The organism is Edaphosphingomonas haloaromaticamans (assembly GCF_001853345.1).
Taxonomy (GTDB): Bacteria; Pseudomonadota; Alphaproteobacteria; order Sphingomonadales; family Sphingomonadaceae; genus Sphingomonas_E; species Sphingomonas_E fennica.
Genome location: NZ_MIPT01000001.1, coordinates 1,844,207 through 1,869,734, shown reverse-complemented (window position 1 = coordinate 1,869,734; position 25,528 = coordinate 1,844,207). Strand labels below are relative to the sequence as shown.

15 protein-coding genes and 1 tRNA gene are annotated in these 25,528 nt (G+C 66.1%); 8 read left to right on the top strand and 8 right to left on the bottom strand.

The features are described from left to right. Window positions 1–100: 100 nt before the first annotated feature. From clpP to BHE75_RS08485, 5 genes are all read right to left on the bottom strand, one after another. Window positions 101–775, bottom strand: a complete 675-nt coding sequence (gene clpP / locus BHE75_RS08505) for an ATP-dependent Clp endopeptidase proteolytic subunit ClpP (RefSeq protein WP_015460173.1) — start codon at window positions 773–775, stop codon at window positions 101–103. Window positions 776–846: 71 nt separating this feature from the next. Beyond that, window positions 847–1,809 (bottom strand): glycosyltransferase family 2 protein, encoded by a 963-nt coding sequence (locus BHE75_RS08500; RefSeq protein ID WP_070933613.1) that lies wholly within the window; start codon window positions 1,807–1,809, stop codon window positions 847–849. 67 nt (window positions 1,810–1,876) lie between these two features. Further along, window positions 1,877–2,908 (bottom strand): acyltransferase family protein, encoded by a 1,032-nt coding sequence (locus BHE75_RS08495; protein ID WP_070933612.1) that lies wholly within the window; start codon window positions 2,906–2,908, stop codon window positions 1,877–1,879. 547 nt (window positions 2,909–3,455) lie between these two features. Further along, on the bottom strand, window positions 3,456–5,075 hold the full coding sequence (gene tig, locus BHE75_RS08490; RefSeq protein WP_070933611.1) for a trigger factor: 1,620 nt from the start codon (window positions 5,073–5,075) through the stop codon (window positions 3,456–3,458). Between the two features lie 67 nt (window positions 5,076–5,142). Next, window positions 5,143–5,227 (bottom strand) — tRNA-Leu (locus BHE75_RS08485). A gap of 288 nt (window positions 5,228–5,515) precedes the next feature. On the opposite strand from BHE75_RS08485, the gene BHE75_RS08480 reads away from it, so the two are divergent. Beyond that, on the top strand, window positions 5,516–7,000 hold the full coding sequence (locus BHE75_RS08480; RefSeq protein WP_070933610.1) for a DUF1254 domain-containing protein: 1,485 nt from the start codon (window positions 5,516–5,518) through the stop codon (window positions 6,998–7,000). Window positions 7,001–7,201: 201 nt separating this feature from the next. On the opposite strand, the gene BHE75_RS08475 is transcribed toward BHE75_RS08480, so the two are convergent. After that, complete coding sequence (locus tag BHE75_RS08475) at window positions 7,202–9,457, bottom strand: ribonuclease R family protein (protein WP_438830583.1); 2,256 nt, start codon at window positions 9,455–9,457, stop codon at window positions 7,202–7,204. Between the two features lie 156 nt (window positions 9,458–9,613). Here BHE75_RS08475 and BHE75_RS08470 point away from each other — a divergent pair, with 156 nt between their 5' ends. From BHE75_RS08470 to BHE75_RS08450, 5 genes are all read left to right on the top strand, one after another. Then, the gene (locus BHE75_RS08470) at window positions 9,614–10,222 is read left to right on the top strand and encodes an NADPH-dependent FMN reductase (RefSeq protein WP_070935647.1); all 609 of its coding nucleotides are present in this window, start codon (window positions 9,614–9,616) and stop codon (window positions 10,220–10,222) included. Next, window positions 10,219–10,656, top strand: coding sequence for an FKBP-type peptidyl-prolyl cis-trans isomerase (locus BHE75_RS08465; protein WP_070933609.1), 438 nt, complete (start codon window positions 10,219–10,221; stop codon window positions 10,654–10,656). Before BHE75_RS08470 ends, BHE75_RS08465 begins: the two co-directional genes overlap by 4 nt. Before the next feature lie 20 nt (window positions 10,657–10,676). Beyond that, complete coding sequence (locus BHE75_RS08460) at window positions 10,677–10,970, top strand: putative quinol monooxygenase (protein WP_070933608.1); 294 nt, start codon at window positions 10,677–10,679, stop codon at window positions 10,968–10,970. 371 nt (window positions 10,971–11,341) lie between these two features. Then, on the top strand, window positions 11,342–12,478 hold the full coding sequence (locus BHE75_RS08455; RefSeq protein WP_070933607.1) for an FAD-dependent oxidoreductase: 1,137 nt from the start codon (window positions 11,342–11,344) through the stop codon (window positions 12,476–12,478). A 304-nt stretch (window positions 12,479–12,782) separates the two neighbouring features. Continuing rightward, window positions 12,783–14,327 (top strand): 2-isopropylmalate synthase, encoded by a 1,545-nt coding sequence (locus BHE75_RS08450; protein ID WP_070933606.1) that lies wholly within the window; start codon window positions 12,783–12,785, stop codon window positions 14,325–14,327. 48 nt (window positions 14,328–14,375) lie between these two features. On the opposite strand, the gene BHE75_RS08445 is transcribed toward BHE75_RS08450, so the two are convergent. Together BHE75_RS08445 and BHE75_RS25195 are read right to left on the bottom strand one after the other, a co-directional pair. Continuing rightward, on the bottom strand, window positions 14,376–15,974 hold the full coding sequence (locus BHE75_RS08445; protein WP_015460162.1) for a hypothetical protein: 1,599 nt from the start codon (window positions 15,972–15,974) through the stop codon (window positions 14,376–14,378). A 72-nt stretch (window positions 15,975–16,046) separates the two neighbouring features. After that, a complete protein-coding gene (locus BHE75_RS25195) occupies window positions 16,047–16,619 on the bottom strand; it encodes a serine O-acetyltransferase (protein ID WP_302622702.1) in 573 nt (190 codons plus the stop codon). Between the two features lie 391 nt (window positions 16,620–17,010). Here BHE75_RS25195 and rpoB point away from each other — a divergent pair, with 391 nt between their 5' ends. After that, a complete protein-coding gene (gene rpoB, locus BHE75_RS08435) occupies window positions 17,011–21,165 on the top strand; it encodes a DNA-directed RNA polymerase subunit beta (protein ID WP_070933605.1) in 4,155 nt (1,384 codons plus the stop codon). Window positions 21,166–21,251: 86 nt separating this feature from the next. Next, entirely contained in the window at window positions 21,252–25,505 is a 4,254-nt protein-coding gene (rpoC, locus tag BHE75_RS08430; protein ID WP_015460159.1) for a DNA-directed RNA polymerase subunit beta', read from the top strand. The last annotated feature ends 23 nt before the right edge of the window (window positions 25,506–25,528 follow it).

The window sequence follows — 25,528 nt, the reverse complement described above, 5'->3', positions numbered from 1 at the left end:
TTCGGCCGGGAAACGCCAGCCGTTCGCAGCGCGGATATCCTAAACCCGCTTTTTCCCGGCGGGCAATGCCGAATCTGCCACCGCCCGCCGTAGAAACAGTTTAAGCCGCCGCAGCCTCCTCGGCCGGCGTGGGACGCTTGTCGAACACCTCGTCGATCAGGCCGAATTCCTTGGCCTCATCGGCCTCGAGGAACTTGTCGCGGTCCATCGCGGTCTCGATGGCTTCCAGCGACTTGCCCGTATATTTCGCATAGAGCGAGTTCAGGCGATGGCGCATCCGCAGGATTTCCTTGGCCTGGATCTCGATGTCGCTGGCCATGCCCTGCGCGCCGCCGGACGGCTGGTGGATCATGATGCGGGAGTTGGTGAGCGCGATGCGCATGCCCGGTTCGCCGGCGGCGAGCAGGAAGCTGCCCATCGAGGCGGCCTGGCCGATGCACACCGTGCCGACGCGCGGGCGGATATATTGCATGGTGTCGTGGATCGCGAGACCCGCCGTCACCACGCCGCCCGGCGAGTTGATGTACATGAAGATGTCCTTCTTCGGATTCTCCGCCTCCAGGAACAGGAGCTGGGCGGTGATGATCGAGGCCATATGGTCCTCCACCGCGCCGGTCACGAAGATGATCCGCTCGCGCAGCAGCCGCGAATAGATGTCGAAGCTACGCTCGCCGCGGTTGGACTGTTCGATCACGATGGGCACCAGCGCGCCGGTGATCGGGTCGACACGATACCCCGGAGGAGCGAACTGGCCGGTCTCGAACGGATTGTGCATGGGAAAATCTTGGTCCTTGTGCCTCTCTAGCCTTCGCAACATCGGCGTTCGCGGAGCCGAGTTCAAGGGGATTAGGCGCGCGCCCGGGATTCGCCGCCCGCCCCCGGCGCCGGCAGCGCCAGATAGGCCAGCCGCCTCACCTCCCGCCGGCCGCGCACCACCGTATCGAGGATGATGCCGCAAAAGCCGTTCAGGAAGGCGAGAATCATGAGGCCGGTGGAAAGCAGCGCCGTGGGCATGCGGGGGACGAGGCCGGTCTGCGCATAGGTGATCGCCAGCGGGATCGCGAGGATGACCGCAAGCGCCGCAAGCGCCGCGCCCACCACCCCGAAATAGACCACCGGCCGCTCGATCCGGAACAGGGTCAGGATCGTGTTGAGGATGCGCCAGCCGTCGCGATAGGTGGAAAGCTTGGAGGCCGATCCTTCCGGCCGCGCGCCATAAGCGGTGACGATCTCCGCCACCGGCATGCGCAGCTCCAGCGCGTGGACGCTGATCTCGGTCTCGATCTCGAACCCTTCGGAAAGCACCGGGAAGCTCTTGACGAAGCGGCGGGAGAAGACGCGGTAGCCGGACAATATATCGCTGAAAGTGCGCCCGAAAATGCGCGCGAGAATGCCCGTCAGCAGCCGGTTGCCCAGCCGGTGGCCCCGGCGATAGGCGGCCTCCACCTCGGATTTGCGCGCGCCGACCACCATGTCCAGCCGCTCCTCGACCAGCAGGCGCACCATCTCCGGCGCGGCGGAGGCATCGTAGGTCGCGTCTCCGTCCGCCATCACATAGACGTCCGCCTCCACGTCGGCGAACATGCGGCGGACGACATGGCCCTTGCCCTGCATCCGCTCCGTGCGGACGATCGCGCCCGCGGCCTCGGCGACGGCGGGCGTCCCGTCCGTGCTGTTATTATCATACACATAGACGACCGCATCGGGCAGCGCGGCGCGAAATGCCGCGACGGTGCCGGCAATGGCGGCGGCCTCATTATAGCAGGGCAGGATCACCGCGATGCGGGTTGGGGCGGCCTCGAATGTCATGGGCCGCGTCTCTAATGGGCAAAGGTTGAAATGTCTCTAGCCCGGCGATCCCGATTTCCGGCCGGCCTCACCCCCCGCCGCTCAGCGCCAGCGAGGGTTCCGAGCGGGGCCGCCGCCGGGGCTGGCCGATCAGGAAGCCCAGCGCGGGCGCGAATCGCATCATCGCCACCTCGACGAGGATCGGCCCCGCCAGCCCCAGCACGATCCCGATCACTGTGACGGAAAACAGATCGAAGCCGATGCGGTTCGCCAGCGACAGAAAGACGAAATGATAGAGGTAGATGGTGAAGGAATAGACGCCGATCCGCGCAAGCAGCCCGATCCGGGGGAAGAAGATCAGCAGCCCCCCGCAGGCGAGCAGGCCCAGCGCCAGCGCCGCCGGCGAATCCCGCCCGCTGCTCATGCCCCGCGCCATAAGCATGAAGTTGATGGCATAGACGATGATCGTCGCCGCCAGCAGCCACGGCCAGCCCCGCGCCATCCGCGGCGTGATCTCATCCCGAAAGAGGTAGATCGCCGCCCCTCCGAAGAAGAAGGGCGCCAGATAGAAGGCGTTGCCGATGGCATAAGCCTGGATCTGCCGCAGCGGACTGAAGAAAAGCAGGCATGCCGCCGCCAGCGCGATCAGCGTCGCGCGGCGGCGCTGCTGGGGGAACAACACGTCCAGCGCGGCCGCCGCCACGAACACGCAGAATATCGCCGGCAGGAACCAGAGATGTTCATAGGGCAGGACCAGATGGCCCAGCATGCAATCGGTGTCGCACGGCGCGCGCCGCCCCAGCATGTTCTTGGCCAGGATCAGGATGATCGTGGTGAAAATGCAGGGGACGAGGATGCGCCAGCCCTTCTTCCGCACGAAACGGGCATAGCCGCCCGGCGCCACCGGATGCATGGCGTAGATGCACCCCGCGATCATGCTGAACAGCGGCATGCGGATGGAAAGGAACGCCTGCTCGGCGATCAGCGAAAGCGTCCGATCGCCATGCCCCATCGCCTCGGTCGCGCTCGTCACGCTGTGAAAGGCGACGAGCAGCAGGCAGGCGAGCCCCCGCACCGAATTGATGCGCTCCCTGTCGGAAAGCGATCCTGCCGCGATCATCGCATCCCCGGATTCGGATAAAGCCCGAGTCCAGTCGCCTTCGCCGGCCGGCGCAAAGGCGATAAGGCATATCAGCCATAAGGAAGGCCACCCTATCCTTATGGGCATCATATCGGGTGGAATCGGCATGGCCGCACGCCACCCGAACCCGAAGCTCCGTCACCCCGGACCTGATCCGGATCGATCGTGCGCTGACGTATCGAGGAGCGGCAACCTCGAACCAGCCCCTCACCATCAAGCGTCATGCCAGCGCAGGCTGGCATCGTCTCGACATTTATGCCGCGTCTGCCGCGCACATGGAAACGGACCGAGCAGCTCCGAAGGGAAGGAGCCGCTTGAACCGCTCGCGATGCCAGCCTGCGCTGGCATGACGTTTCGGGTTCGCCGTTTCACTTGGCGTTGCGGGCATGGGCATGGGCTTGCGCGCCCACCCAAGCCGCCGAACACAGGTCGCCAGCCTCGCGCGCTCCGGTCCAACCCACCCCATCAGAAAACAAAAAGGGGGACGTTTCCGCCCCCCTTCTTCGTTCATCTGACCGGCAAGGCCTTATTCGGCGGCCTTCTTCTTGGCCGGAGCCTTCTTCAGCTTGGCCGGAGCCTCGGCGGTTTCCTCCACCGGAGCGTCCGCCTTCTTGGCGGCGGCCTTCTTCGCCGGCGCCTTCTTGGCGGGCTTTTCCTCGGTCACGGCTTCGGCCGGGGCCTCATCTTCCTTGGTGGCTGCCTTCTTCGTCGCAGCCTTCTTGGCCTTGGGCTTCTCGGCATGGTCGTGATCATGGTCATGATCGTGGTGATCATGGCCGCAGCCGGGGCCGTGGACATGGCCGCTGCCGATGCTGTCGTCATCCGCCTCGATCGCGGCTTCCAGCTCCTCGCGGGTCACGGCGCGGTCGCTGATCTCGGCCTTGTCGAACAGGAAGTCGACGACCTTGTCCTCATAGAGGGGAGCGCGGAGCTGCGCGGCCGCCATCGGGTCCTGCTGGACATATTGGATGAAGCGCTCGCGATCCTTGGGGCCATACTGCTGGGCGGCCTGGATGATCAGGCGCTGCATTTCCTGCTGGCTCACCTCGACGCCGTTCTGCTGGCCGATTTCCGACAGCAGCAGACCCAGGCGCACGCGGCGCTCGGCAATCGCCTGATAATCGGCGCGATCCTTCTCCATCTCCGCGCGGGCGGCTTCCGGGTCGGCCTCGTGGCTCGCTTCATGCTCGAGCTGCGCCCAGATCTGGCCGAATTCGGCCTCGACCATCGACGGCGGCACCGGGAAGTCGTGGCTCGCGGCGAGCTGGTCGAGCAGCTTGCGCTTCATGTGGGTGCGGGTCAGGCCGTTCAGTTCCTGCTCGATCTGGCCCTTCAGCAGATCGCGGAGCTGATCGATGCCCTCCAGGCCCAGGCCCTTGGCGAATTCGTCATCCGCCTTGGTTTCCTTCGGCGTCTTCAGCTCGGTCACCTCGACCTCGAAGATCGCTTCCTTGCCCTTCAGCGAATCGACCGGATAGTCGGCCGGGAAGGTCACGACGACGCTGCGCGCCTCGCCCTGCTTGATACCGATCAGCTGGTCCTCGAAACCGGGGATCAGGCGGCCGGAGCCGATCTCGATCGACATCGCCTCACCGGTGCCGCCTTCGAACGGCTTGCCGGCGACCGAACCCGCGAAGTTCATGACGACCAGGTCGCCTTCCACGGCCGGATGGCCTTCGGCGGCCGGGTCATAGCTCTTCTGCTGCGAGGCGATGCGATCGACGGCGGCGGCGATCTCGTCCTCGGTCGGCTCCACCGTCAGGCGCTCGAGCTTCAGGCCCTCGATCGCGGGGGTGGGAACGTCGGGCAGCACTTCCAGGCTGATCTTCACCTCGGCATCCTTGCCGGGGGCATAGCCTTCGTCCAGCTCGACGGCCGGCTGCACGGCCGGACGGAGCTTCTGCTCGACGATCAGCGACTGCACGCCTTCCTGAACCGCCTTGTTCAGCGCTTCCTGCTCCAGCGCGGGGCCGTGCATCTTCTTGACGAGGTTCGCCGGCACCTTGCCCGGCCGGAAGCCCGGCATGCGGATCTGCGGGGCGACCTGCTTCACCTCGGCGTCGACGCGCGCGAGAATGTCCTTGGCCGAAATCGTCAGCGTGTAGGCGCGCTTCAGCCCCTCGTTCAAAGTCTCGACAGTCTGCATCGGGTTTCTTCCAGAGCCTTCCGGGTTGAATTTCGTTTGGCGCACTCCGCGAACATGTCGCGGAATCTGGTGCGGGCGAAGGGACTCGAACCCCCACATCTTGCGATACTGGAACCTAAATCCAGCGCGTCTACCAGTTCCGCCACGCCCGCAGGGACCGCCGGTCGGCGGGGTCTATAGCAGGAGACACGCGCGGAGCAAGCTGGAACGGTGCCAAACCCCGCCCCCACGCGCATCATTGCGTCAATATTGTTTCGGGACCGTGCGAGAATGGGGCCACGCCCATCCGGAGGGCGCCGACCCTCCCGCAGCGTTGGCGGCATGGCACCTTGATCGCGCGCGCCACCGCGAATTTCCTGAGCTTCGTTTGCGGGTATGTCCCGATGGTTAGTCCATCGAGGGCAATCTAACCTCGCCCCGGAAGATCGAGGTGAGCTGCCATGACGGACATCCCCTATGTCACACGCCAGTTCATGCCGGCGCATCCCGATCTGAAGAACGGAGCCGGCATCCCCGCCAGCCTCGGCTACCAGGCCTATGTCGAATCGCTCGCCCGGATCATCTATTATTGGGGCTATCCCGCAGTGGATGGCTTCGGGCGAACAAGCTCCTGGGACGTCATGAAGGAAGCCGGTCCGGGCGCGACGATGGGCCTCTTCCCCGGCGCCCCCAAAAACCGCATGGGCTATCTCGACGATTATATGTCCCCGGCCCAGCGCAAGGTCGTCACCCCTAATGCGGATACCATCTACGGCGTCAGCTTTGCCGACCTCAGCGTCGAACCGCTGGTGATCCAGACGCCCGTCGATGTGCCGCCCGGTCATTACTGGACGATACAGATCGTCGACATCTTCACCACCGTGACGCATCAACTCGGCTCGGCCTCATACACACCCGGCGGCAAGCTTCTGCTGGTAGGGCCCGGCTGGCAGGGCGAGAAGCCGGATGGCTTCATCGATGTGCTGCATTCGGCAACCGCCGTGGCCGGGCTGTTCGGACGCAGCTTCACCGCCCATTCGCCAGAGGACAAAGCCAGGGCGCGTCGCGTGCTCAACCAGATCGGCGTCTATCCGTTGAGTGAGGACGCACCCGAACGCAAAACCTTCGATTGCGAGGCCAGCGCGCGCAACAAGGTCTATCCGGCGGGCGTCACCGCAGAAATGCTGGAACGAGATCCCGATCTGCTGCGCATTCGCCCGGTCGATGCGCGAAAGTTCTGGGACGATCTGGAAAAAATGCTCGATGCCAACCCGGTTGTCGGGCCGGACGATGCGCCCATGGCGGAACAGGCGCGCGCATTGCTCGCCCTGCGTAAATCATCCGATCAATGGCGAACGCTGCTCGACCGCGTGGCGCTCGCCGCCGATGCCGAACTGCACGCCGCCGCTCGCTATGATCAGGTCGGCGTCGACGCCGGAAACGGCTGGCAGCGGCAGGAAAATAGCGGCGTCTGGGGTAGCGACTGGTTCGGTCGCGCACTCGCCGCGGTGATCTATATCTACGTCAACGATTATCACGAGGCGATCTACTTCATCCGCGGCACGGACGCTGATGGCGCGCTGTTGCAGGGCCGCTATCGCTATGCGATCCGGTTCGAGAAGGGTCAGCTTCCACCGGTCGATCCAGCCCGCGGCGGTTTCTGGTCGCTCACCATGTATGACCGGGATTATTATATGCTGGCACGGAGCCCGAACGACCGAAACAATATCGGCCGGGTCAATCTCGACGCGAACGAGCTTAAATTCGCCGATGATGGCTCGCTGACACTGATCCTCTCGCACGAGGAGCCCACGGACACCGAGGGCAAGGCGAACTGGCTCCCTGCCCCTGACGACCAGTTCGCCCTGCTGATGCGAACTTACGTGCCGACCGAACCGATCCTCAACGGCAATTACAAATTGCCCGATGTGAAGCGGGCCGGCTGAAATACTCGCCTGCCCACAGAGCGAGTCACATCCTCAACGCCTGTTCCCCCGCTCGACCTTCCGAACGAAGGGCGACAATCGGCCCACAAACTCCCAAAGCGGCCGTGGTCCGCATTTGCCCACACTGCCCACATCGTTCGAAAATCCGCGAAGGCCGGCGCCCAGACAAAATGCGCCTTTCCGCATCTTCAAACGGCTCTTTCAGCGCCCCCGTCCCTGATGGCGGATATTGCCGGGCCGTCCGCGCCGTCCCATCACGCGCCTGTCCTTGCCGCCCCGGCGCACGGGCATGTGGCTGGCGCCTTCGGCCAGCTCGAAACGCAGGCTGCCGCTGATCGGATTGGCCTCCACCAGCCGCAGCTTCAGCTTCATGCCGGGCGTATAGCGATCGCCGGATTCCTCGCCCTCCAGCGCCTGCGCGGCCTCGTCGTAACGGAAGCGCTCGGCCCCCAGCGTGGATACCGGCACCAGCCCGTCGCCCCCCAGCCCTTCCACCGTGGCGAAGAAGCCGAAGCTCTGCACCCCGGTGATCCGCGTATCCATGAGGTCGCCGACATGGGTGGCGAGATAGGCCGCGACATAGCGGTCGATCGTCTCGCGCTCCGCCTCCATGGCGCGGCGCTCGGCCTGGCTGATCGCGGTGCCCAACCGCTCCATCGCGGCGGCGTCCTCCGCCGTCAGCCGCGTCGCCTTCGCATCGGGATCGAGGCCATAGGCGCCCACCAGCGATCGGTGGACGATCAGGTCGGCATAACGGCGGATCGGGCTGGTGAAATGGGCGTAGCTGCCCAGCGCCAGCCCGAAATGGCCGGCATTGCGGGGCGCGTAATAAGCCTGCGTCTGGCTGCGCAGCACCTGTTCCATCACCTGCGGGCGGAAATCCACATCCTCGCCGATACGAGCCAGAAGCTGGTTGAAGGTGGCCGGGCGGATCACCTGCCCCAGCGCGAACTCGACCCCGAAGGTCTTGAGATAATCCTTCAGCGCGACCAGCTTTTCGCGGCTCGGCGGCTCGTGGACGCGATACATCACCTCCGCCTTCTTCGCCTCCAGCGCCTTGGCGGCGGCGACATTGGCGGCGATCATATAATCCTCGATCAGGCGGTGGGCATCCAGCCGCTCGCGCGGGGCGACCGAAAGGATGCGCCCCTTCTCGTCCAGCACCACGCGCCGCTCGGGCAGGTCGAGGTCCAGCGGCTCGCGTGCGTCGCGGGCGCGGGCCAGGGCCGCCCAGCACGCCCAGAGCGGGCGGAGCGCGCCTTCCACAAGCTCCCTCGGGAAGGGATCGCCCACGAGATCGCCATCGATCGCCGCCTGCGCATCCTCATAGGCGATGTTGGCCGCGATGCGGACGAGCGCGCGGGTGAAGCGCCAGGCGACCAGCTTGCCGTCCTTCGATATGGTCAGGTGGCAGGCCATGGCCGCGCGATCCTGCCCGGCCTTCAGCGAGCACATGTTCGCGCTCAGCGTCTCGGGGAGCATCGGCACCACGCGATCGGGGAAATAGACGCTGTTGCCGCGCTTGCGGGCCTCCTTGTCCAGCCGGCCGCCGGGGCGGACGTAGAAGCTGACGTCGGCGATGGCGACGATCGCGCGGAAGCCGCCGGGATTGGCGGGGTCGTCGTCGGGCGCGGCCCACACCGCATCGTCATGGTCGCGCGCGTCGGCGGGATCGATGGCGACGATCGGCAGCGCGCGCAGATCCTCGCGCCCATCGCCCAGCGGCAGCGCGGCGACGCGCTCGGCCTCCTCGATCGTTTCAACCGCGAAGGCGTTGGGAATGCCGTGCTTGTGGATCGCGATCAGGCTGAAGCTGCGCGGCGCGAAAGGATCGCCCAGCCGCTCGCTCACCTTCACCGTCATCCGCGGCGGGCGGCCGGTCTTTTCGGCCAGCACCAGATCGCCCGGCTCAGCCTCGCCGGCATCCGAAACCGGCCAGTCGCGCTTCTCCCGCTTGTCGACCGGCTTCAGCCACAGCCGATCGCCCTCGGCATGGAGCACGCCCAGCACCAGCTCCTCGCCGCGTGCCAGCTTCTTCATCGGGTGGGCGATCCAGCCGGCGCCCTTCTCCTCGGTGCGGGCGAGGATGCGATCGCCCGGCCCCAGCGCGGAACGGCGGCCGCGCTCCTGCACCCGGAGGCGTGGCGGCGGGGTTTCCGCCTGCCAGCTTTCCGGAACCGCGATCGGCTGGTCCCCATCCACGTCGACGATGCGCAGCACCGTGACCTTGGGCACCCCGCCCATCCTGTGGAAGGCGCGGCCGGGGGCGCTGTCGATCAACCCTTCGTCGGCCATGTCCTTCAACAGGGCCTTGAGCGCGATCTTGTCCTGCGCGGAAAGGCCGAAGGCGCGCGCGATCTCCCGCTTGCCGGCGGGTTGATCGGACTGGGCGATGAAATCCAGTATCTGCTGGCGGCTCGGCAGGCCGGGGCTTTGGCGACGGGGCATCGCCGTCATGTAGGCCGAAGCCCGGCCGCCGTCACCCCGGCCCGGGCTCTTTTGCCGGAAGGCCATCGCCATGGCGGGATGGCCACGCCGCACGCCCTGTCCGTTCGGACGTTGCGAAGGCCGGGGGCGCATGGCAATCGCATCGCCACCATAAGGGAGACAATGATGCCGGATTCGACCGCCACCAAGCCGTTCATCGTCGGAATCGGGGNCACTGCCAGCGCCAATTCCTCGACCGAGCAGGCGCTGGCGATCGCGCTCACCTCGGCCGAGCGGGCCGGCGCGGAAGTCAAGCTGTTCGGCGCGGCGACGCTCGCCGCCCTGCCGCATTACATGACCGAGGCAAGCCCCGCATCCAGCGAGGGCCGCGAGCTGGTGGAGGCGGTGCGCCGCGCGGACGGCGTGATCATCGCGAGCCCCGGCTATCACGGCTCGATCTCCGGCCTGGTGAAGAACGCCATCGATTATCTGGAGGAAACCGCGAAGGACGCGCGCGTCTATCTGGATGGCGTGCCGGTGGGGCTGATCGCCACGGCCTATGGCTGGCAGGCGACCGGCAGCACGCTCGCCACGCTGCGTTCGATCGTGCACGCGCTGCGCGGCTGGCCGACCCCGCTGGGCGCCGCGATCAACAGCTCGGGCGGCATCTTCAAGGCGGGCGTGTGCAGCGATGCCGGCGCCAATAACCAGCTCGAGCTGGTGGGCAAGCAGGTGTTCGAGTTCGCCCGGCTGCGCCGCGCCGATCCCAGCGTGACGGAGACGACGGCGGGATGAGGCCGCTTGCCGCGCTGATCGCGCCCGCCATTGCCATCGCCCTTCCCCTGCCCGCCACCGCCGCGCCGACGGCCCAGCCGGCGATGCAGAAGACGGCATCCGGCATCCAGTATCAGGTGCTGCGCCCGGCCAGGACGAAGGGCAAAGGCCCCCACCCGGCCGCCACCGATCGCGTGCAGGTGAATTATCGCGGCATGCTGGCGGACGGCACCACTTTCGACGCGAGCCGTTATGACGAGCCGGCCACCTTCGCGCTGGACGAGGTGATCCCCGGCTGGACGGAGGGCGTGCAACTGATGGAGCCGGGGGCGAAATATCGCTTCATCATCCCGCCGGAACTGGCTTACGGTGAGGGCGGCGCCGGCGGTGTGATCCCGCCCAACGCCACGCTGACTTTCGATATCGAGCTTCTTGCCATCAACCCGCCGGAATGACGGCAGACAGGAGGAAGACCATGACAGTCGCCAGGCACTATATCATGAATGCCGTGGAAGGCAGGGACGCCACGCTGGAAACCGCGCTGCGCGACCTGGCGGACAAGGTGCGCGCAATATCCGGCTGCCAGGGCGTGGAATTGCTGCGCGACATCGGCAACGAACGCCGCTTCATCTTCATCGAGAAGTGGGATTCGGTGGACGCGCACAAGGCGGCGGGCCCGCAGCTCGGCAAGGATGCGCTGGCGCCGATCCTCGCGGTGCTCGATGGCCCGCCGGACGGCGATTATCTCGATTATCTGAAAGTGGTCTGATCCACGCGCGCCCCGGCCGGCCAGCGGCTCCGGGGCGCTTTTTTTTCAAGCCCGGCCCACGCGGACGATTGCGGCCATCGCGGTGCGATCGGCTGCCTTCGGGCGTGGCAGAGGCAGCATCTTTCGAAAATTGGCACGTCGCGCCTCGGCGGGGCGTTGTCCGACACGGCGGACTGGTCTAGCATCGGCGCCGTCGCGAAAAACGACCGCCGGGTCAGAGCATCAAATGCTTGCCAGGCCGTCGAATATACGTCGGCCATGCGATCGGCATGGTCCGGCCAGCGTCTCCGTAAGCAACCGCCTGACGACCTGTCGGGTCGATGGCAGCCGCCAGCGTCGATCGACGCTGGCGCGACAATTGGAGCGCTGAAATGCGAAAGGAGATTGCGATCGTCGGTGCCGGGCTGGGCGGCCTCATGCTGGCCCGCGTCCTGCACGTGAACGGCATCCCCGCGACGATCTACGAAGCCGAGGCAACGGCCAGCGCGAGGGCGCAAGGCGGCCTGCTCGACATCCACGAACATAATGGCCAGCGCGCATTGCGGGATGCGGGCCTGCTCGATGCATTTCAGGGCCTCGTCCGCCCCGGCGAGGATGCCAAACGCGTCGTCGACCAGAACGGCAACATCCTGTTCGACAGCCCCGGCGATCGCGCCTCCACCCGTCCCGAAGTGGATCGGGGCGAGCTTCGAGACATGCTGATCGGGTCGCTTCCGGCCGGAACGATCCGATGGGGCCGCAAGGTCACCTCCATCGCGACGGATCGCGGCCGCCACATGATAATCTTTGCCGATGGCGCGACAGTCGCGGCCGATATGGTCGTGGGCGCGGACGGCGCCTGGTCGAAGGTCCGGCCGCTCCTCTCCGATGCCAGGCCCGTCTATGCCGGCACCTGCTTCATCGAGATAGCGCTGCTCGACGGCAGCGCGCGCCATCGGGCATCCATCGACGCGATTGGCAGCGGCACGCTCATTGCGGCCGCTCCGGGCAAAGGCATCATGGCCCACCGCTACGCGGACGGGACCGGGCGCGGCTATGCGGCGCTGGACAAGCCCGAGGATTGGATCCGCACCATCGACTTCGGCGATGCGCGGGCCGGCCTGGCACATGTCGCGGGCCATTTCGAAGGATGGGCGCCGCATCTGACCGCGTTCATCATCGACAGCCAGATCGAGCCGCTCCTTCGCCCGATCTATGCGCTGCCGGCCGCACATCGCTGGAATCGGGTGCCGGGACTAACGCTGGTCGGCGATGCGGCGCATCTGATGTCCCCTTTCGCCGGCGAAGGGGCCAACCTGGCCATGCATGACGGCGCGGAACTGGCCAAAGCGATCATCCGCCACCCCGACCACATCGAAGCCGCGCTCGCGGCTTATGAAACTGATCTGTTTCCCCGCAGCCGCGAAGCCGCCGAAGCATCCGCCCGGAACCTGGCGCGCTTTTTTGGCGATGGCGCGCCGTGGAGCGTGGTCGAGCTGTTCCAGCAGATCGCGCATGCGGTCGCCTGAAGCGGATTGCCCTAACGGCCTGTGCCGGGGCGAGGCGCCCTCCGCCGGTTGCGGGACCGCGGGCTCGATCGCGGCAGCCGCCCGCCTCAACGCAATAATATTACGCAGAATCGCGCTGGACTTTGTTAACCGATCCACGTTAAGGCCCATGGCATGTTGTCGTGCCGCGGCCTTCTCCTGCTTCGACTTACGCGCCCTTAGGCGCGCGATTTCGCTTGGCCCCATCCATGGGGCTTCAGGCCACGGCGTCTAAGGGCAAGGCAAACCACCCCGAACGACAACCCTGCGACAGGAGCAGGCCCCCGTGACTACCAACGACACCATTCTGATTTTCGATACCACGCTGCGTGATGGCGAGCAGTCGCCCGGCTGCTCGATGAACCTCGAGGAAAAGCTCCAGGTCGCGGCCCAGCTCGAAACCATGGGCGTGGACATCATCGAAGCCGGCTTCGCCATCGCCAGCCAGGGCGATTTCGAGGCGGTGAGCGAGGTCGCCCGCCAGTGCCGGAAGGCGACCGTGGCCAGCCTCGCCCGCGCGGCGATCGCCGATATCGATCGCGCCTGGGAAGCCGTGCGCCATGCGGCGAAGCCGCGCATCCACACCTTCATCGCCACCTCCCCGCTCCACATGCGCGTCAAGCTCAACAAGAGCCCGGAGGAAGTGCTGGAAGCGATCCAGCGCACCGTTTCCCACGCCAGCGGGCTCTGCCCCGACGTGGAATGGTCCGCCGAGGACGCGACCCGATCGGAGCCCGATTTCCTCGCCCGCGCCATCGAGACCGCGATCGCCGCCGGCGCCCGCACGATCAACCTGCCCGATACGGTGGGCTATGCGACGCCGGAAACCTATGGCGCGATGTTCCGCGACATGATCAACCGGGTGCCGAACGCGGACCTCGCCGTCTTCTCCACCCATTGCCACAATGATCTGGGCCTCGCCGTGGCCAACACGCTTTCGGCGGTGATGGCGGGCGCCCGCCAGGTGGAATCGACCATCAACGGCATCGGCGAGCGCGCCGGCAACGCCGCGGTGGAGGAAATCGCCATGGCGCTGAAGGTGCGGCACGATGTGATGCCGGTGCGCACCAACATCGTATCGACCGAAATCACCCGCGCCAGCCGCATGGTTTCGGGCATCACCGGCTTCCAGGTGCAGCCGAACAAGGCGATCGTGGGCGCCAACGCCTTCGCGCACGAAAGCGGCATCCACCAGGACGGCATGCTGAAGGATGCCTCCACCTACGAGATCATGACCCCGGAAAGCGTGGGCGTATCCACCTCCAACCTCGTGATGGGCAAGCATTCCGGCCGGGCGGCCTTCCGTTCCAAGCTGGAGGAGCTGGGCTATTCGCTGGGCGACAATGCCTTCCAGGATGCCTTCGTCCGCTTCAAGGCGCTGGCCGATGCCAAGAAGGCCGTGTTCGACGAGGATATCGTCGCCCTCGTCGACGACGAGGTGCTGCGCGGGCACGACCGCATCCAGGTGAAGGAGGTGGAGATCCACTGCGGCACCGGCCCGGCCCGCGCCATCCTGACCCTGGAGATAGACGGCGAGGAAAAGACCGCCGCCACCCGCGGCAGCGGCCCGGTGGACGCGCTGTTCGCCGCGATCGGCGAACTCGTGCCCCACGATCGCGGATCGCTGGAACGCTATGAGGTCCATGCCGTCACCGGCGGCACCGATGCGCAGGCCGAGGTTTCGGTGCTGCTTTCGGAGGATGGCCGCACCACGCGCGGGCGCGGCGCGCACCATGACACGCTCGTCGCCTCGGCGCGGGCCTATGTGAACGCGCTCAACAAGCTGATGGTGAAGCGCGGCCGCGCGCCGGTGGACGTCGCCGCCGGCTGAGGCCCGGAAGGAGGGCGGCGGACGACCGGCATCGCCCCTCGCCCTCCCTTATTTGCCGGCGAGGAAATCCTCCGCCGCGCGGCGCTTGGGCGTCTGATCCATCGGCTGGCCGCCATATTCGCGCAGGCCCCAGGCCCCGAACGGGCCATAGGGGCCGGTGGCGGCATAGAGCGTCATCGTATCGCCGACCCGGCTTTTCCACGCCGCCAGATATTTGCGATAGACGTCATACATCCGGGGATCGCGGTTGAGCTGCGCCACTTCGGCGGCGTGCGGCGGATAGACCAGATGCTGCCCCGCCTCATAGGCGATGTAGCGCTTGCCGTAACGGGTCGCGACCGCCTTGTTCGCCAGCGCCTTGCCGATGGCGGCGTCGACGTCCTTGTCGAGATAGGCGAAGATGTTGGCCGGATCGAGGATCGTCGCGCGCTCGCCCCGGAAGGTCGAGTTGCCGAAATAGGGCGCCGTCGCCACGGCATCCACGAATTTGGCGGTGTCGCGGAAGCCCAGCACCGCCTCCGTCCCCTGCGGCCCGGCATTCTGGGTGGCGACGACGCGGACCAGCCGGCCGGGATCGGCCTTGAACACGTCGGTCCAGATCCTGTTCATCCACGTCGCCTTTTCGGCATAGCGGAGCACGATCACCCGATACTGGTCGCTGTCCAGCCCCTCCTTCAGCCCTTCCGCCTGCGCCTGCTTGGTCACGGGGAAGGCCAGGTTCCAGACCTCGTTGGACATTTCGACATAGGCCTTGCGGCCGGGCGCCAGATTGTCCCGCACATATTCGGCGAAGCGGCGGACATAATCCTCGTCCGCATTCCAGTGCATGTGAAACCAGGGATCGACCTTCGCCTCGTTGGCGAGCGCCACCATATATTCCACGGCAGGCCCCGCCGGCCCGTTCTGCTCGAGGCTCCCGGTCGTGGCGCGGGTGGCCCAGCTCACCTCGGCATTCCCGTTCACCTTCTGCCAGTCGAGGAAGCGGACGAGGCTGAAGCCCGAAAGCGACTGGAGGAAAGCCGGCGCGAAAAGGGCCGTCGGCGAGGCCGATTTCTCCCGGCAATCGATCCCGCGCACCGGATCGGCCGCGTCGATCCGGCTCAGCGATATCCAGGCGCCCTTGGGCTTGCCGCCGTTGCTGCCCGGCCAGTCGAAATCGAAGGCATTGCCCGATTGCGAGGCGTTGCGCGCGCCGCCGCCGGGGGCAAGGCTGCCCTTCCCCTGCCAGGTGCAGCGGATGCGGACCGCATTGGCGCCATAGACGCCCTCGGGTATCGCCAGCGATCGGTGCATGACCTCGCCGTCCTGAAGCGAAATAGGCATGCCCGCGGCATTGAGGCGCGTCGCATCGATCTTCTTCCAGCCGCGCTGCCCCTTGATCTCGCTGGCCCAGCCCCCGCCGATCGCGAGGTTCATGAAGGTGCGCTCGCCGCCCCAGGTGCTGAGGCCGGCCAGGTTGAGGCCGAGCGTGGTGGGCGGCACCGGGCCGGGCGCGACGGGCGCGGCCGGCGCATCCCCGCCGCCGCCGATCAGCAGCGCCGCGCCGAGCCCGCCCGCCGCCAGCGCCGCCGTCGCGATGCCGACCAGGATACCGGCGCGGGCCTGGCGCCTACCGCCCCCGGAAGCCGTGTTCAGCCGCAGCGCCATCCTCTCATCCCCATTCCACGCCCGCCAGCGGGCCGCCTGATCCTTATGACGGGCAAAGCCGCCGGACGCGACCTAAAGCGTCTCCTGCTCGCGACCGCGCAGTTCCGCCTCGTCCCTCACGCCCACCGGCCGCGCCGGCGCGCCGACCATGATCGTGCGCGGCGGCACGTCCGAAAGCACCACCGCGTTGGCGCCGATCAGCGCGTGATCGCCGATCGTGACGCCGCCCAATATCCGGGCGCCCGCGCCGGCCTCCACCCAGCAGCCCAGCTTGGGCGCGCCGCCCGGCCCGCGCTTGCCGATCGTCACCTGCTGGAACAGGCAGCAATTGGGGCCGATCTCCGCCTCGGGATGGATGACCACGCCGTTGGGATGCGGCAGCAGCATTCCCCCGCCGATGGAGACGTTGAGCGGAATATCCGCCCCGGTCACGACGCTCCAGAAGCGATGGCGCAGGATGGCCGATCGCCGCGCGATCGCCGCGAACGGCCCGTGCCGGGCGGCCGCCCGCTGATAATCGCGAATGCTGCCGATCAGGGCGCGCGAGGGCGTCCAGGACCAGCGCCGGCGCCGCTCGCGCGACCAGTCCGGCCGCCAGCCGGCTTCGTCCCGCGCCAGATCGCCACTCCTGATATCGCCCTTCACCCGCCTCACCTTCATCCGACCGGCCACTTGCCTTCGCGACCATGGCTATCCAAATGAAGCGCCGGGCGAAACCGCTAATCGGCCATGCCGGCAAACGGGTGCGGTGAAACCCCTTGGCGAAATCCAACAGCCGCCCTATATAGCCCCCATACGGATTTCACGGCCTTTTCGACCCGCCTTGGGAGGGGAAGGCCGCTTCGTCCGCTTCCGGGACACGGCCTGCTTTGCGCACAGGCCGCGACGAATGGGGAGTTTGGCGAGGTTCTACCAGACGCAGGCAGTGCGGTTCCGACGGCCCGGACCCGCACTTTTTTTCGTGGGACCTACCCCGCGAATCGGCTGCGATCCGCTGCGAGGCGGGTGAATTTTTGATCGGACGCGAGGACAAAATATGGCGACCCAGGCGGCATCCGGCCAGGCCCTCATCAACACAGCGAAGAAGCGCATCCGCAAGGTTTTCGGCAACATCCACGAAGTGGTGCAGATGCCGAACCTGATCGAGGTGCAGCGCGAAAGCTACGAACAGTTCCTGCGCTCCCGCCCCGAGGACGCTTATGTCTCCGGCCTGGAAAAGACGCTGCGCTCCGTCTTCCCGATCCGCGATTTCGCCGGCACCGCCGAACTCGACTTCGTGAACTACGAACTCGAGCCGCCGAAATATGACGTGGACGAGTGCCGCCAGCGCGGCATCACCTATGCGGCGCCGATGCGCGTCACGCTGCGCCTGATCGTGTTCGAGGTGGACCCCGATACGGAAACCCGCTCCGTGCTCGATATCAAGGAGCAGGACGTCTACATGGGCGACATGCCGCTGATGACGGAGAACGGCACCTTCTTCGTCAACGGCACCGAGCGCGTGATCGTTTCGCAGATGCACCGTTCGCCGGGCGTGCTGTTCGATCATGATCGCGGCAAGACGCACGCTTCGGGCAAGTATCTCTTCGCCGCCCGCGTCATCCCCTATCGCGGCTCGTGGCTCGATTTCGAGTTCGATGCCAAGGACATCGTCAACGTCCGCATCGACCGCAAGCGCAAGCTGCCGGTCACGACCCTGCTCTATGCGCTGGGCCTGAACGGCGAGGAAATCCTCAACCATTTCTACGGCCGCCTCACCTGGGTCCGTGGCGAGGGCGGCTGGAAGGTGCCCTACACCCCGGAGAACTGGCGCGGCCAGAAGCCGAATTTCGACGTGGTGAACGCCGATACCGGCGAGGTCGTGTTCACGGCCGGCACCAAGATCAGCCCCCGCGCCGCCAACAAGGCCGGCAAGGACGGCCTGACCATGCTGCTGATCCCGACCGACGAGATCTACGGCAAATATTCGGCCTATGACCTGATCGACGAGCAGACCGGCCGCATCTGGATCGAGGCCGGCGACGAAGTGACGCCGGAAAATCTCGAGCTGCTCGACCAGGCCGGGCTCGAGAAGCTCGAGCTTCTCGACATCGACCATGTCTCGACCGGTCCGTGGATCCGCAACACGCTGAAGGCCGACAAGGTCGAGGACCGCGATCACGCGCTGTCCGAAATCTACCGCGTCATGCGCCCCGGCGAACCGCCGACGAAGGAAACCGCCGAAGCGCTGTTCGCCGGCCTGTTCTTCGATCCCGAGCGCTATGATCTCTCGGCCGTGGGCCGCGTGAAGCTCAACATGCGCCTCGACCTCGACGCCGAGGATACGGTGACGACGCTGCGCAGCGAGGACATCCTCGCCGTGGTGAAGACGCTTGTCGACCTGAAGGACGGCAAGGGCGAGATCGACGACATCGACAATCTCGGCAACCGCCGCGTGCGTTCGGTGGGCGAGCTGCTGGAGAACCAGTATCGCGTCGGCCTGCTCCGCATGGAGCGCGCCGTGAAGGAGCGCATGTCCTCGGTCGACGTGTCGACCGTCATGCCGAACGACCTGATCAACGCGAAGCCGGCGGTCGCCGCCGTGCGCGAGTTCTTCGGCTCCTCGCAGCTCTCGCAGTTCATGGACCAGACCAACCCGCTGTCGGAAGTGACGCACAAGCGCCGCGTCTCCGCCCTCGGGCCGGGCGGTCTCACCCGCGAGCGCGCGGGCTTCGAGGTGCGCGACGTGCACCCGACGCACTATGGCCGCATCTGCCCGATCGAAACGCCGGAAGGCCCGAACATCGGCCTGATCAACTCGCTGGCCTCGTTCAGCCGCGTCAACAAGTACGGCTTCATCGAGACGCCGTATCGCAAGGTCGTGGACAACAAGGTCACCAACGAGGTGGTCTACCTCTCCGCCATGGAAGAGGCCAAGCACACGATCGCCCAGGCGAACGCGGAGCTGGATGCCGAGGGCCGCTTCGTCGAGGAACTCGTCTCCTCCCGCCAGGCCGGCGAGTTCCTGATCGCCCCGCGCGACCAGATCACGCTGATGGACGTGAGCCCGAAGCAGCTCGTGTCGGTCGCCGCCTCGCTGATTCCGTTCCTGGAAAATGACGACGCCAACCGCGCGCTCATGGGATCGAACATGCAGCGCCAGGCCGTGCCGCTCGTCCGCGCCGAGGCGCCGTTCGTCGGCACCGGCATGGAAGAGACGGTGGCGCGGGATTCGGGTGCCGCCATCGGCGCCCGCCGCTCCGGCATCGTCGACCAGGTGGACGCGACCCGCATCGTCATCCGCGCGACCGAGGAGGTCGAGGCCGGCAAGTCGGGCGTCGACATCTACACGCTGATGAAGTTCCAGCGCTCCAACCAGTCGACCTGCATCAACCAGCGTCCGCTGGTGAAGGTGGGCGATGTCGTCCGCAAGGGCGACGTGATCGCCGACGGCCCGTCGACCGAGTTCGGCGAGCTGGCGCTGGGCCGCAACGCGCTCGTCGCGTTCATGCCCTGGAACGGCTACAACTACGAGGACTCGATCCTCATCAGCGAACGGATCGTGAAGGACGACGTGTTCACGTCGATCCACATCGACGAGTTCGAGGTGATGGCCCGCGACACCAAGCTGGGGCCGGAGGACATCACCCGCGACATCCCGAACGTCGGTGAAGAAGCGCTGCGCAACCTCGACGAGGCCGGCATCGTCTACATCGGCGCCGAGGTGGAGCCGGGCGACATCCTGGTCGGCAAGATCACGCCGAAGGGCGAAAGCCCGATGACGCCGGAAGAAAAGCTGCTGCGCGCCATCTTCGGCGAAAAGGCCAGCGACGTGCGCGACACCTCGCTCCGCCTGCCGCCGGGCGTGGCCGGCACGATCGTCGACGTCCGCGTGTTCAACCGCCACGGCATCGACAAGGACGAGCGCGCGATGGCGATCGAGCGCGAGGAGATCGATCGCCTGCGCAAGGACGCCGAGGACGAACGCGGCATCCTGAACCGCGCGACCTTCGCGCGGCTTCGCGAAATGCTGCTGGGCCAGGTGGCCACGGCGGCGCCCAAGGGCGTGAAGAAGGGCGTGGAAATCGACGCCGAGGTGCTGGATTCGGTCGAGCGCCACGAATGGTGGAAGTTCGCCGTGCAGGACGACGCCCGCCAGGCCGATCTGGAAGCCGTGAAGGCGCAGTATGACGACGCCGCCGGCGTCATCAAGGCGCGCTTCGAGGACCGGGTCGAGAAGCTGCAGCGCGGCGACGAGCTGCCGCCGGGCGTGCTGAAGATGGTCAAGGTGTTCGTCGCGGTGAAGCGCAAGCTGCAGCCGGGCGACAAGATGGCCGGCCGTCACGGCAACAAGGGCGTCATCAGCCGCATCCTGCCGGTCGAGGACATGCCGTTCCTGGAGGACGGCACCCCGGTCGATCTCGTGCTCAACCCGCTGGGCGTGCCTTCGCGCATGAACGTCGGCCAGATCTTCGAGACCCATCTCGGCTGGGCCGCGCGCGGCCTGGGCAAGCAGGTGACCGAGGCGCTGGAAGCGTGGCGCGAAGCCAATCCCAACCCGGAGGCGGCGGCCCCGCCGGCCGCGGTGGTGGAACGGCTGAAGACGATCTACGGCAATCAATATCATGCCGAGATCGACGCCCGCAGCCCCGACCAGATCGTCGAGATGGCGAAGGTGCTGAAGAATGGCGTGCCGATGGCGACGCCGGTGTTCGACGGCGCCCGCGAGGCGGACGTGTCGGCGATGCTGACCATGGCGGGTTACGACACGTCGGGTCAGGTGGAGCTGTATGACGGCCGCACCGGCGAGGCGTTCGATCGCCGCGTCACCGTGGGCTACATCTACATGCTGAAGCTCCACCACCTGGTCGACGACAAGATCCACGCGCGTTCGATCGGGCCGTACAGCCTCGTCACCCAGCAGCCGCTGGGCGGCAAGGCCCAGTTCGGCGGCCAGCGCTTCGGTGAAATGGAAGTGTGGGCGCTCCAGGCCTATGGCGCCGCCTACACGCTCCAGGAAATGCTGACGGTGAAGTCCGACGACGTGGTCGGCCGCACCAAGGTCTATGAAGCGATCGTCAAGGGCGACGATACCTTCGAGGCCGGCATCCCGGAGAGCTTCAACGTGCTCGTCAAGGAAATGCGGTCGCTGGGCCTCAACGTCGAACTCAAGAGCATCGAGGACGACGGCCTGGCCGAGGCGGCGGAATAAGGGGTTCCGGGCGCTGCCTTTTCGAAGGCCGCGCCCGCATCCTCCCCCCAGCCGTCCGTAGATTTGCCCTCTAGAGGGAAGAGAAAATGAACGAACTCACCAATTTCGCCAATCCGATCGCGAAGCCCGAGACCTTCGACCAGATCCGCATCGGCATCGCCTCGCCGGAACGCATCCGTTCCTGGTCGTTCGGCGAGATCAAGAAGCCCGAGACGATCAACTACCGCACGTTCAAGCCCGAGCGTGACGGCCTGTTCTGCGCGCGCATCTTCGGTCCGATCAAGGATTACGAATGCTTGTGCGGCAAGTACAAGCGCATGAAATACAAGGGCATCGTCTGCGAAAAGTGCGGTGTCGAAGTCACCGTCTCGAAGGTCCGCCGCGAACGCATGGGCCATATCGAGCTGGCGGCGCCCGTCGCGCACATCTGGTTCCTGAAGTCGCTGCCGTCGCGCATCGGCCTGCTGCTCGACATGCAGCTCAAGCAGCTCGAGCGCGTGCTCTACTTCGAAGCCTATATCGTCATCGAGCCGGGCCTGACCCCGCTTGAGAAGTATCAGCTCCTCACCGAGGACGAGCTTCTCGAGGCGCAGGACGAATATGGCGAGGACGCCTTCACCGCCGGCATCGGCGCCGAAGCCGTGCGCAAGATGCTCGAAAGCCTCGATCTCGAGGGCGAGCGCGTCGATCTTCTCAAGGAACTGGCCGAGACCAAGTCGGAGCTGAAGCCCAAGAAGATCATCAAGCGCCTGAAGGTCGTCGAAAGCTTCATCGAATCCGGCAACCGCCCGGAATGGATGATCCTGGAAGTGATCCCGGTCATTCCGCCGGAACTGCGCCCGCTGGTGCCGCTGGATGGCGGCCGCTTCGCGACGTCGGACCTGAACGACCTCTATCGCCGCGTCATCAACCGCAACAACCGCCTGAAGCGGCTTATGGAGCTGCGCGCGCCGGACATCATCGTCCGCAACGAAAAGCGCATGCTGCAGGAAGCCGTCGACGCGCTGTTCGACAATGGCCGTCGCGGCCGCACCATCACGGGCGCCAACAAGCGTCCGCTGAAGTCGCTGTCCGACATGCTCAAGGGCAAGCAGGGCCGCTTCCGCCAGAACCTGCTCGGCAAGCGCGTCGACTATTCCGGCCGTTCGGTGATCGTGACCGGTCCGGAGCTGAAGCTCCACCAGTGCGGCCTGCCGAAGAAGATGGCGCTCGAGCTATTCAAGCCGTTCATCTACGCCCGCCTGGACGCCAAGGGTCTCTCCATGACCCTGAAGCAGGCCAAGAAGTGGGTCGAGAAGGAACGCAAGGAAGTCTGGGACATCCTGGACGAGGTGATCCGCGAGCATCCGGTGCTGCTGAACCGCGCGCCGACGCTCCACCGCCTCGGCATCCAGGCGTTCGAGCCAGTGCTGATCGAAGGCAAGGCGATCCAGCTTCACCCGCTGGTCTGCTCGGCCTTCAACGCCGACTTCGACGGCGACCAGATGGCCGTGCACGTCCCGCTCTCGCTTGAGGCGCAGCTGGAAGCGCGCGTCCTCATGATGTCGACCAACAACATCCTGTCGCCCGCCAACGGCAAGCCGATCATCGTGCCGTCGCAGGACATGGTGCTCGGTCTCTACTATCTCTCGATGGAGAAGCAGGGCGAGCCGGGCGAAGGCATGCTGCTGGCGGACATGATCGAGGTCCACCAGGCGCTCAACACCGGTGCCGTGACGCTCCATACCAAGATCGTCAGCCGCGTCCCGCAGACGGACGAGGCCGGCAACCAGTATATGAAGCGCTACGAGACCACGCCGGGCCGCATGCTGCTGGGCGAATGCCTCCCCAAGAGCCACAAGGTGCCCTTCGAGACGGTCAACCGCCTGCTCACCAAGAAGGACATCGGCGACGTGATCGACGAGGTCTATCGCCACACCGGCCAGAAGGAAACGGTGCTGTTCGCCGACGCGATCATGGCGCTGGGCTTCCGTCACGCCTTCAAGGCCGGCATCTCGTTCGGCAAGGACGACATGGTGATCCCGGCGGCGAAGGACCCGCTGGTCGAGGAGACGCGCACGCTCGTGAAGGATTACGAGCAGCAGTATCAGGACGGCCTGATCACCCAGCAGGAAAAGTATAACAAGGTGATCGACGCCTGGTCGCGCTGCGGCGACCGCGTGGCGGCCGAGATGATGAAGGAGATCCAGGCGGTCAAGACGGACCCGGAGACCGGCCGCGAGAAGCCGATCAACGCCATCTACATGATGGCGCATTCCGGTGCCCGTGGCTCGGCCGCCCAGATCAAGCAGCTTGCCGGCATGCGCGGCCTGATGGCCAAGCCTTCGGGCGAGATCATCGAGACGCCGATCATCTCCAACTTCAAGGAAGGCCTGACCGTCCTTGAGTACTTCAACTCCACCCACGGCGCCCGCAAGGGCCTCGCGGATACGGCGTTGAAGACCGCGAACTCGGGTTATCTCACCCGTCGTCTGGTCGACGTGTCGCAGGATTGCGTCGTCGTCGAGCTGGATTGCGGCACCGAGCGCGCGCTGGAGATGAAGGCGATCGTGCAGGGCGGCGCCACCATCGCCTCGCTGGGCGAGCGTATCCTGGGCCGCACCACGGCCGAGGACATCGTCGACAGCAAGACGAACGAGGTGGTGATCCCCGAGGGCACGCTGCTCGACGAGGCGCACATCGTGCAGATCGAGGCGATCAGCCTCCAGTCGGTCAAGATCCGCAGCCCGCTGGTCTGCGAATCGAAGAACGGCGTCTGCGCGGCCTGCTACGGGCGCGATCTCGCCCGCGGCACGCCGGTGAACATCGGCGAGGCCGTCGGCGTCATCGCGGCGCAGTCGATCGGCGAGCCGGGCACGCAGCTGACGATGCGGACCTTCCACATCGGCGGCGCCGCCCAGCTCAACCAGGAATCGAACCTGGAAGCCGTGGCGGACGGCACGCTCGTCTATCGCGACGTGCCGACGATCATCGACCCGCGCGGCCGCCGCCTGACGCTGGCCCGCAACGGCGAGATCGCGATCCTCGACATGGATGGCCGCGAACGCGCCACCCATCGCCTGCCCTACGGCGCCACCCTGCTGGTGGAAGACGGGGCGATCGTCTCCAAGGGCGATCGCATCGCGGAATGGGACCCCTCGTTCAGCCCGGTCATCACCGAAAAGGGCGGTATCGTCCGCTTCCAGGACATGATCGAGAACCGCACGGTTCGCGAGGAAACCGACGAAGCGACCGGCATTTCGCAGCGGGTGATCGTGGAAGATCACCTCAAGTCGAAGAAGGACGACTTCCGTCCGCGTATCACCCTGCTCGACGAGAGCAGCGGCGAGACCGGCGTGTCGCGCCTGATCCCGGGATCGATCGTCGCGGTCGAGGACGGCCAGACCGTGCAGGCCGGCGACGTGCTTGCCCGCGTGCCGCGTGAAGCCGCCAAGACCCGCGACATCACGGGCGGTCTGCCGCGCGTGGCGGAGCTGTTCGAAGCGCGCAAGCCGAAGGAAAATGCGATCATCGCCAAGGTCTCCGGCCGTGTCGAATTCGGCAAGGACTATAAGGCGAAGCGCAAGATCCTGATCCGTCCGGAAGATGGCTCGGAAGCGATCGAATATCTGATCCCGAAGTCGAAGGTGATCGACGTTCAGGAAGGCGACTACGTGAAGCGTGGCGACAACCTGATCGGCGGCAGCCCGGATCCGCACGATATTCTGGAAGTGCTCGGCATCGAGCCGCTTGCCGAATATCTCGTGTCGGAAATCCAGGAAGTCTATCGACTGCAGGGCGTGAAGATCAACGACAAGCACATCGAGACGATCGTCCGTCAGATGCTGCAGAAGGTTGAGATCACGGCGGCCGGCGATTCGACGCTGCTTCCGGGCGAACAGCTCGACCGGATCGAGATGGACGAGGTGAACGAGAAGCTGGTCGCCGAGGGCAAGCTGCCCGCGGAAGGCAAGCCGGTGCTGCTGGGCATCACCAAGGCCTCGCTCCAGACCCGCAGCTTCATCTCGGCCGCGTCGTTCCAGGAAACGACCCGCGTGCTGACCGAGGCTTCGGTGCAGGGCAAGATCGACACACTCGATGGCCTGAAGGAGAATGTGATCGTTGGCCGCCTGATCCCGGCCGGCACCGGCGCGGGCATGAACCGCCTGCGCGTCACCGCCTCCAGCCGCGACGCGGCGCTCCGCGCCTCCCAGAAGGCGTGGCAGGCCTCTCTCGTCGCGCCGGAAACGGCCGCCGAGGAGCACGCCGCGGAACTCCGCCGCCCGGTGGAGGACGACACGGGTGACGATCCCCTGGGCGCGGTGGTCGGCGAGGACTTCACCACCGAAGACCTCGAATAGGACCAGCCCGTCCGGGCAGGAAT

Coding starts and splice junctions, on each gene's coding strand:
- clpP (WP_015460173.1), bottom strand. CDS start 775: ATGCACAATCCGTTCGAGACCGGCCAGTTCGCTCCTCCGGGGTATCGT.
- BHE75_RS08500 (WP_070933613.1), bottom strand. CDS start 1,809: ATGACATTCGAGGCCGCCCCAACCCGCATCGCGGTGATCCTGCCCTGC.
- BHE75_RS08495 (WP_070933612.1), bottom strand. CDS start 2,908: ATGATCGCGGCAGGATCGCTTTCCGACAGGGAGCGCATCAATTCGGTG.
- tig (WP_070933611.1), bottom strand. CDS start 5,075: ATGCAGACTGTCGAGACTTTGAACGAGGGGCTGAAGCGCGCCTACACG.
- BHE75_RS08480 (WP_070933610.1), top strand. CDS start 5,516: ATGACGGACATCCCCTATGTCACACGCCAGTTCATGCCGGCGCATCCC.
- BHE75_RS08475 (WP_438830583.1), bottom strand. CDS start 9,457: ATGACGGCGATGCCCCGTCGCCAAAGCCCCGGCCTGCCGAGCCGCCAG.
- BHE75_RS08465 (WP_070933609.1), top strand. CDS start 10,219: ATGAGGCCGCTTGCCGCGCTGATCGCGCCCGCCATTGCCATCGCCCTT.
- BHE75_RS08460 (WP_070933608.1), top strand. CDS start 10,677: ATGACAGTCGCCAGGCACTATATCATGAATGCCGTGGAAGGCAGGGAC.
- BHE75_RS08455 (WP_070933607.1), top strand. CDS start 11,342: ATGCGAAAGGAGATTGCGATCGTCGGTGCCGGGCTGGGCGGCCTCATG.
- BHE75_RS08445 (WP_015460162.1), bottom strand. CDS start 15,974: ATGGCGCTGCGGCTGAACACGGCTTCCGGGGGCGGTAGGCGCCAGGCC.
- rpoB (WP_070933605.1), top strand. CDS start 17,011: ATGGCGACCCAGGCGGCATCCGGCCAGGCCCTCATCAACACAGCGAAG.
- rpoC (WP_015460159.1), top strand. CDS start 21,252: ATGAACGAACTCACCAATTTCGCCAATCCGATCGCGAAGCCCGAGACC.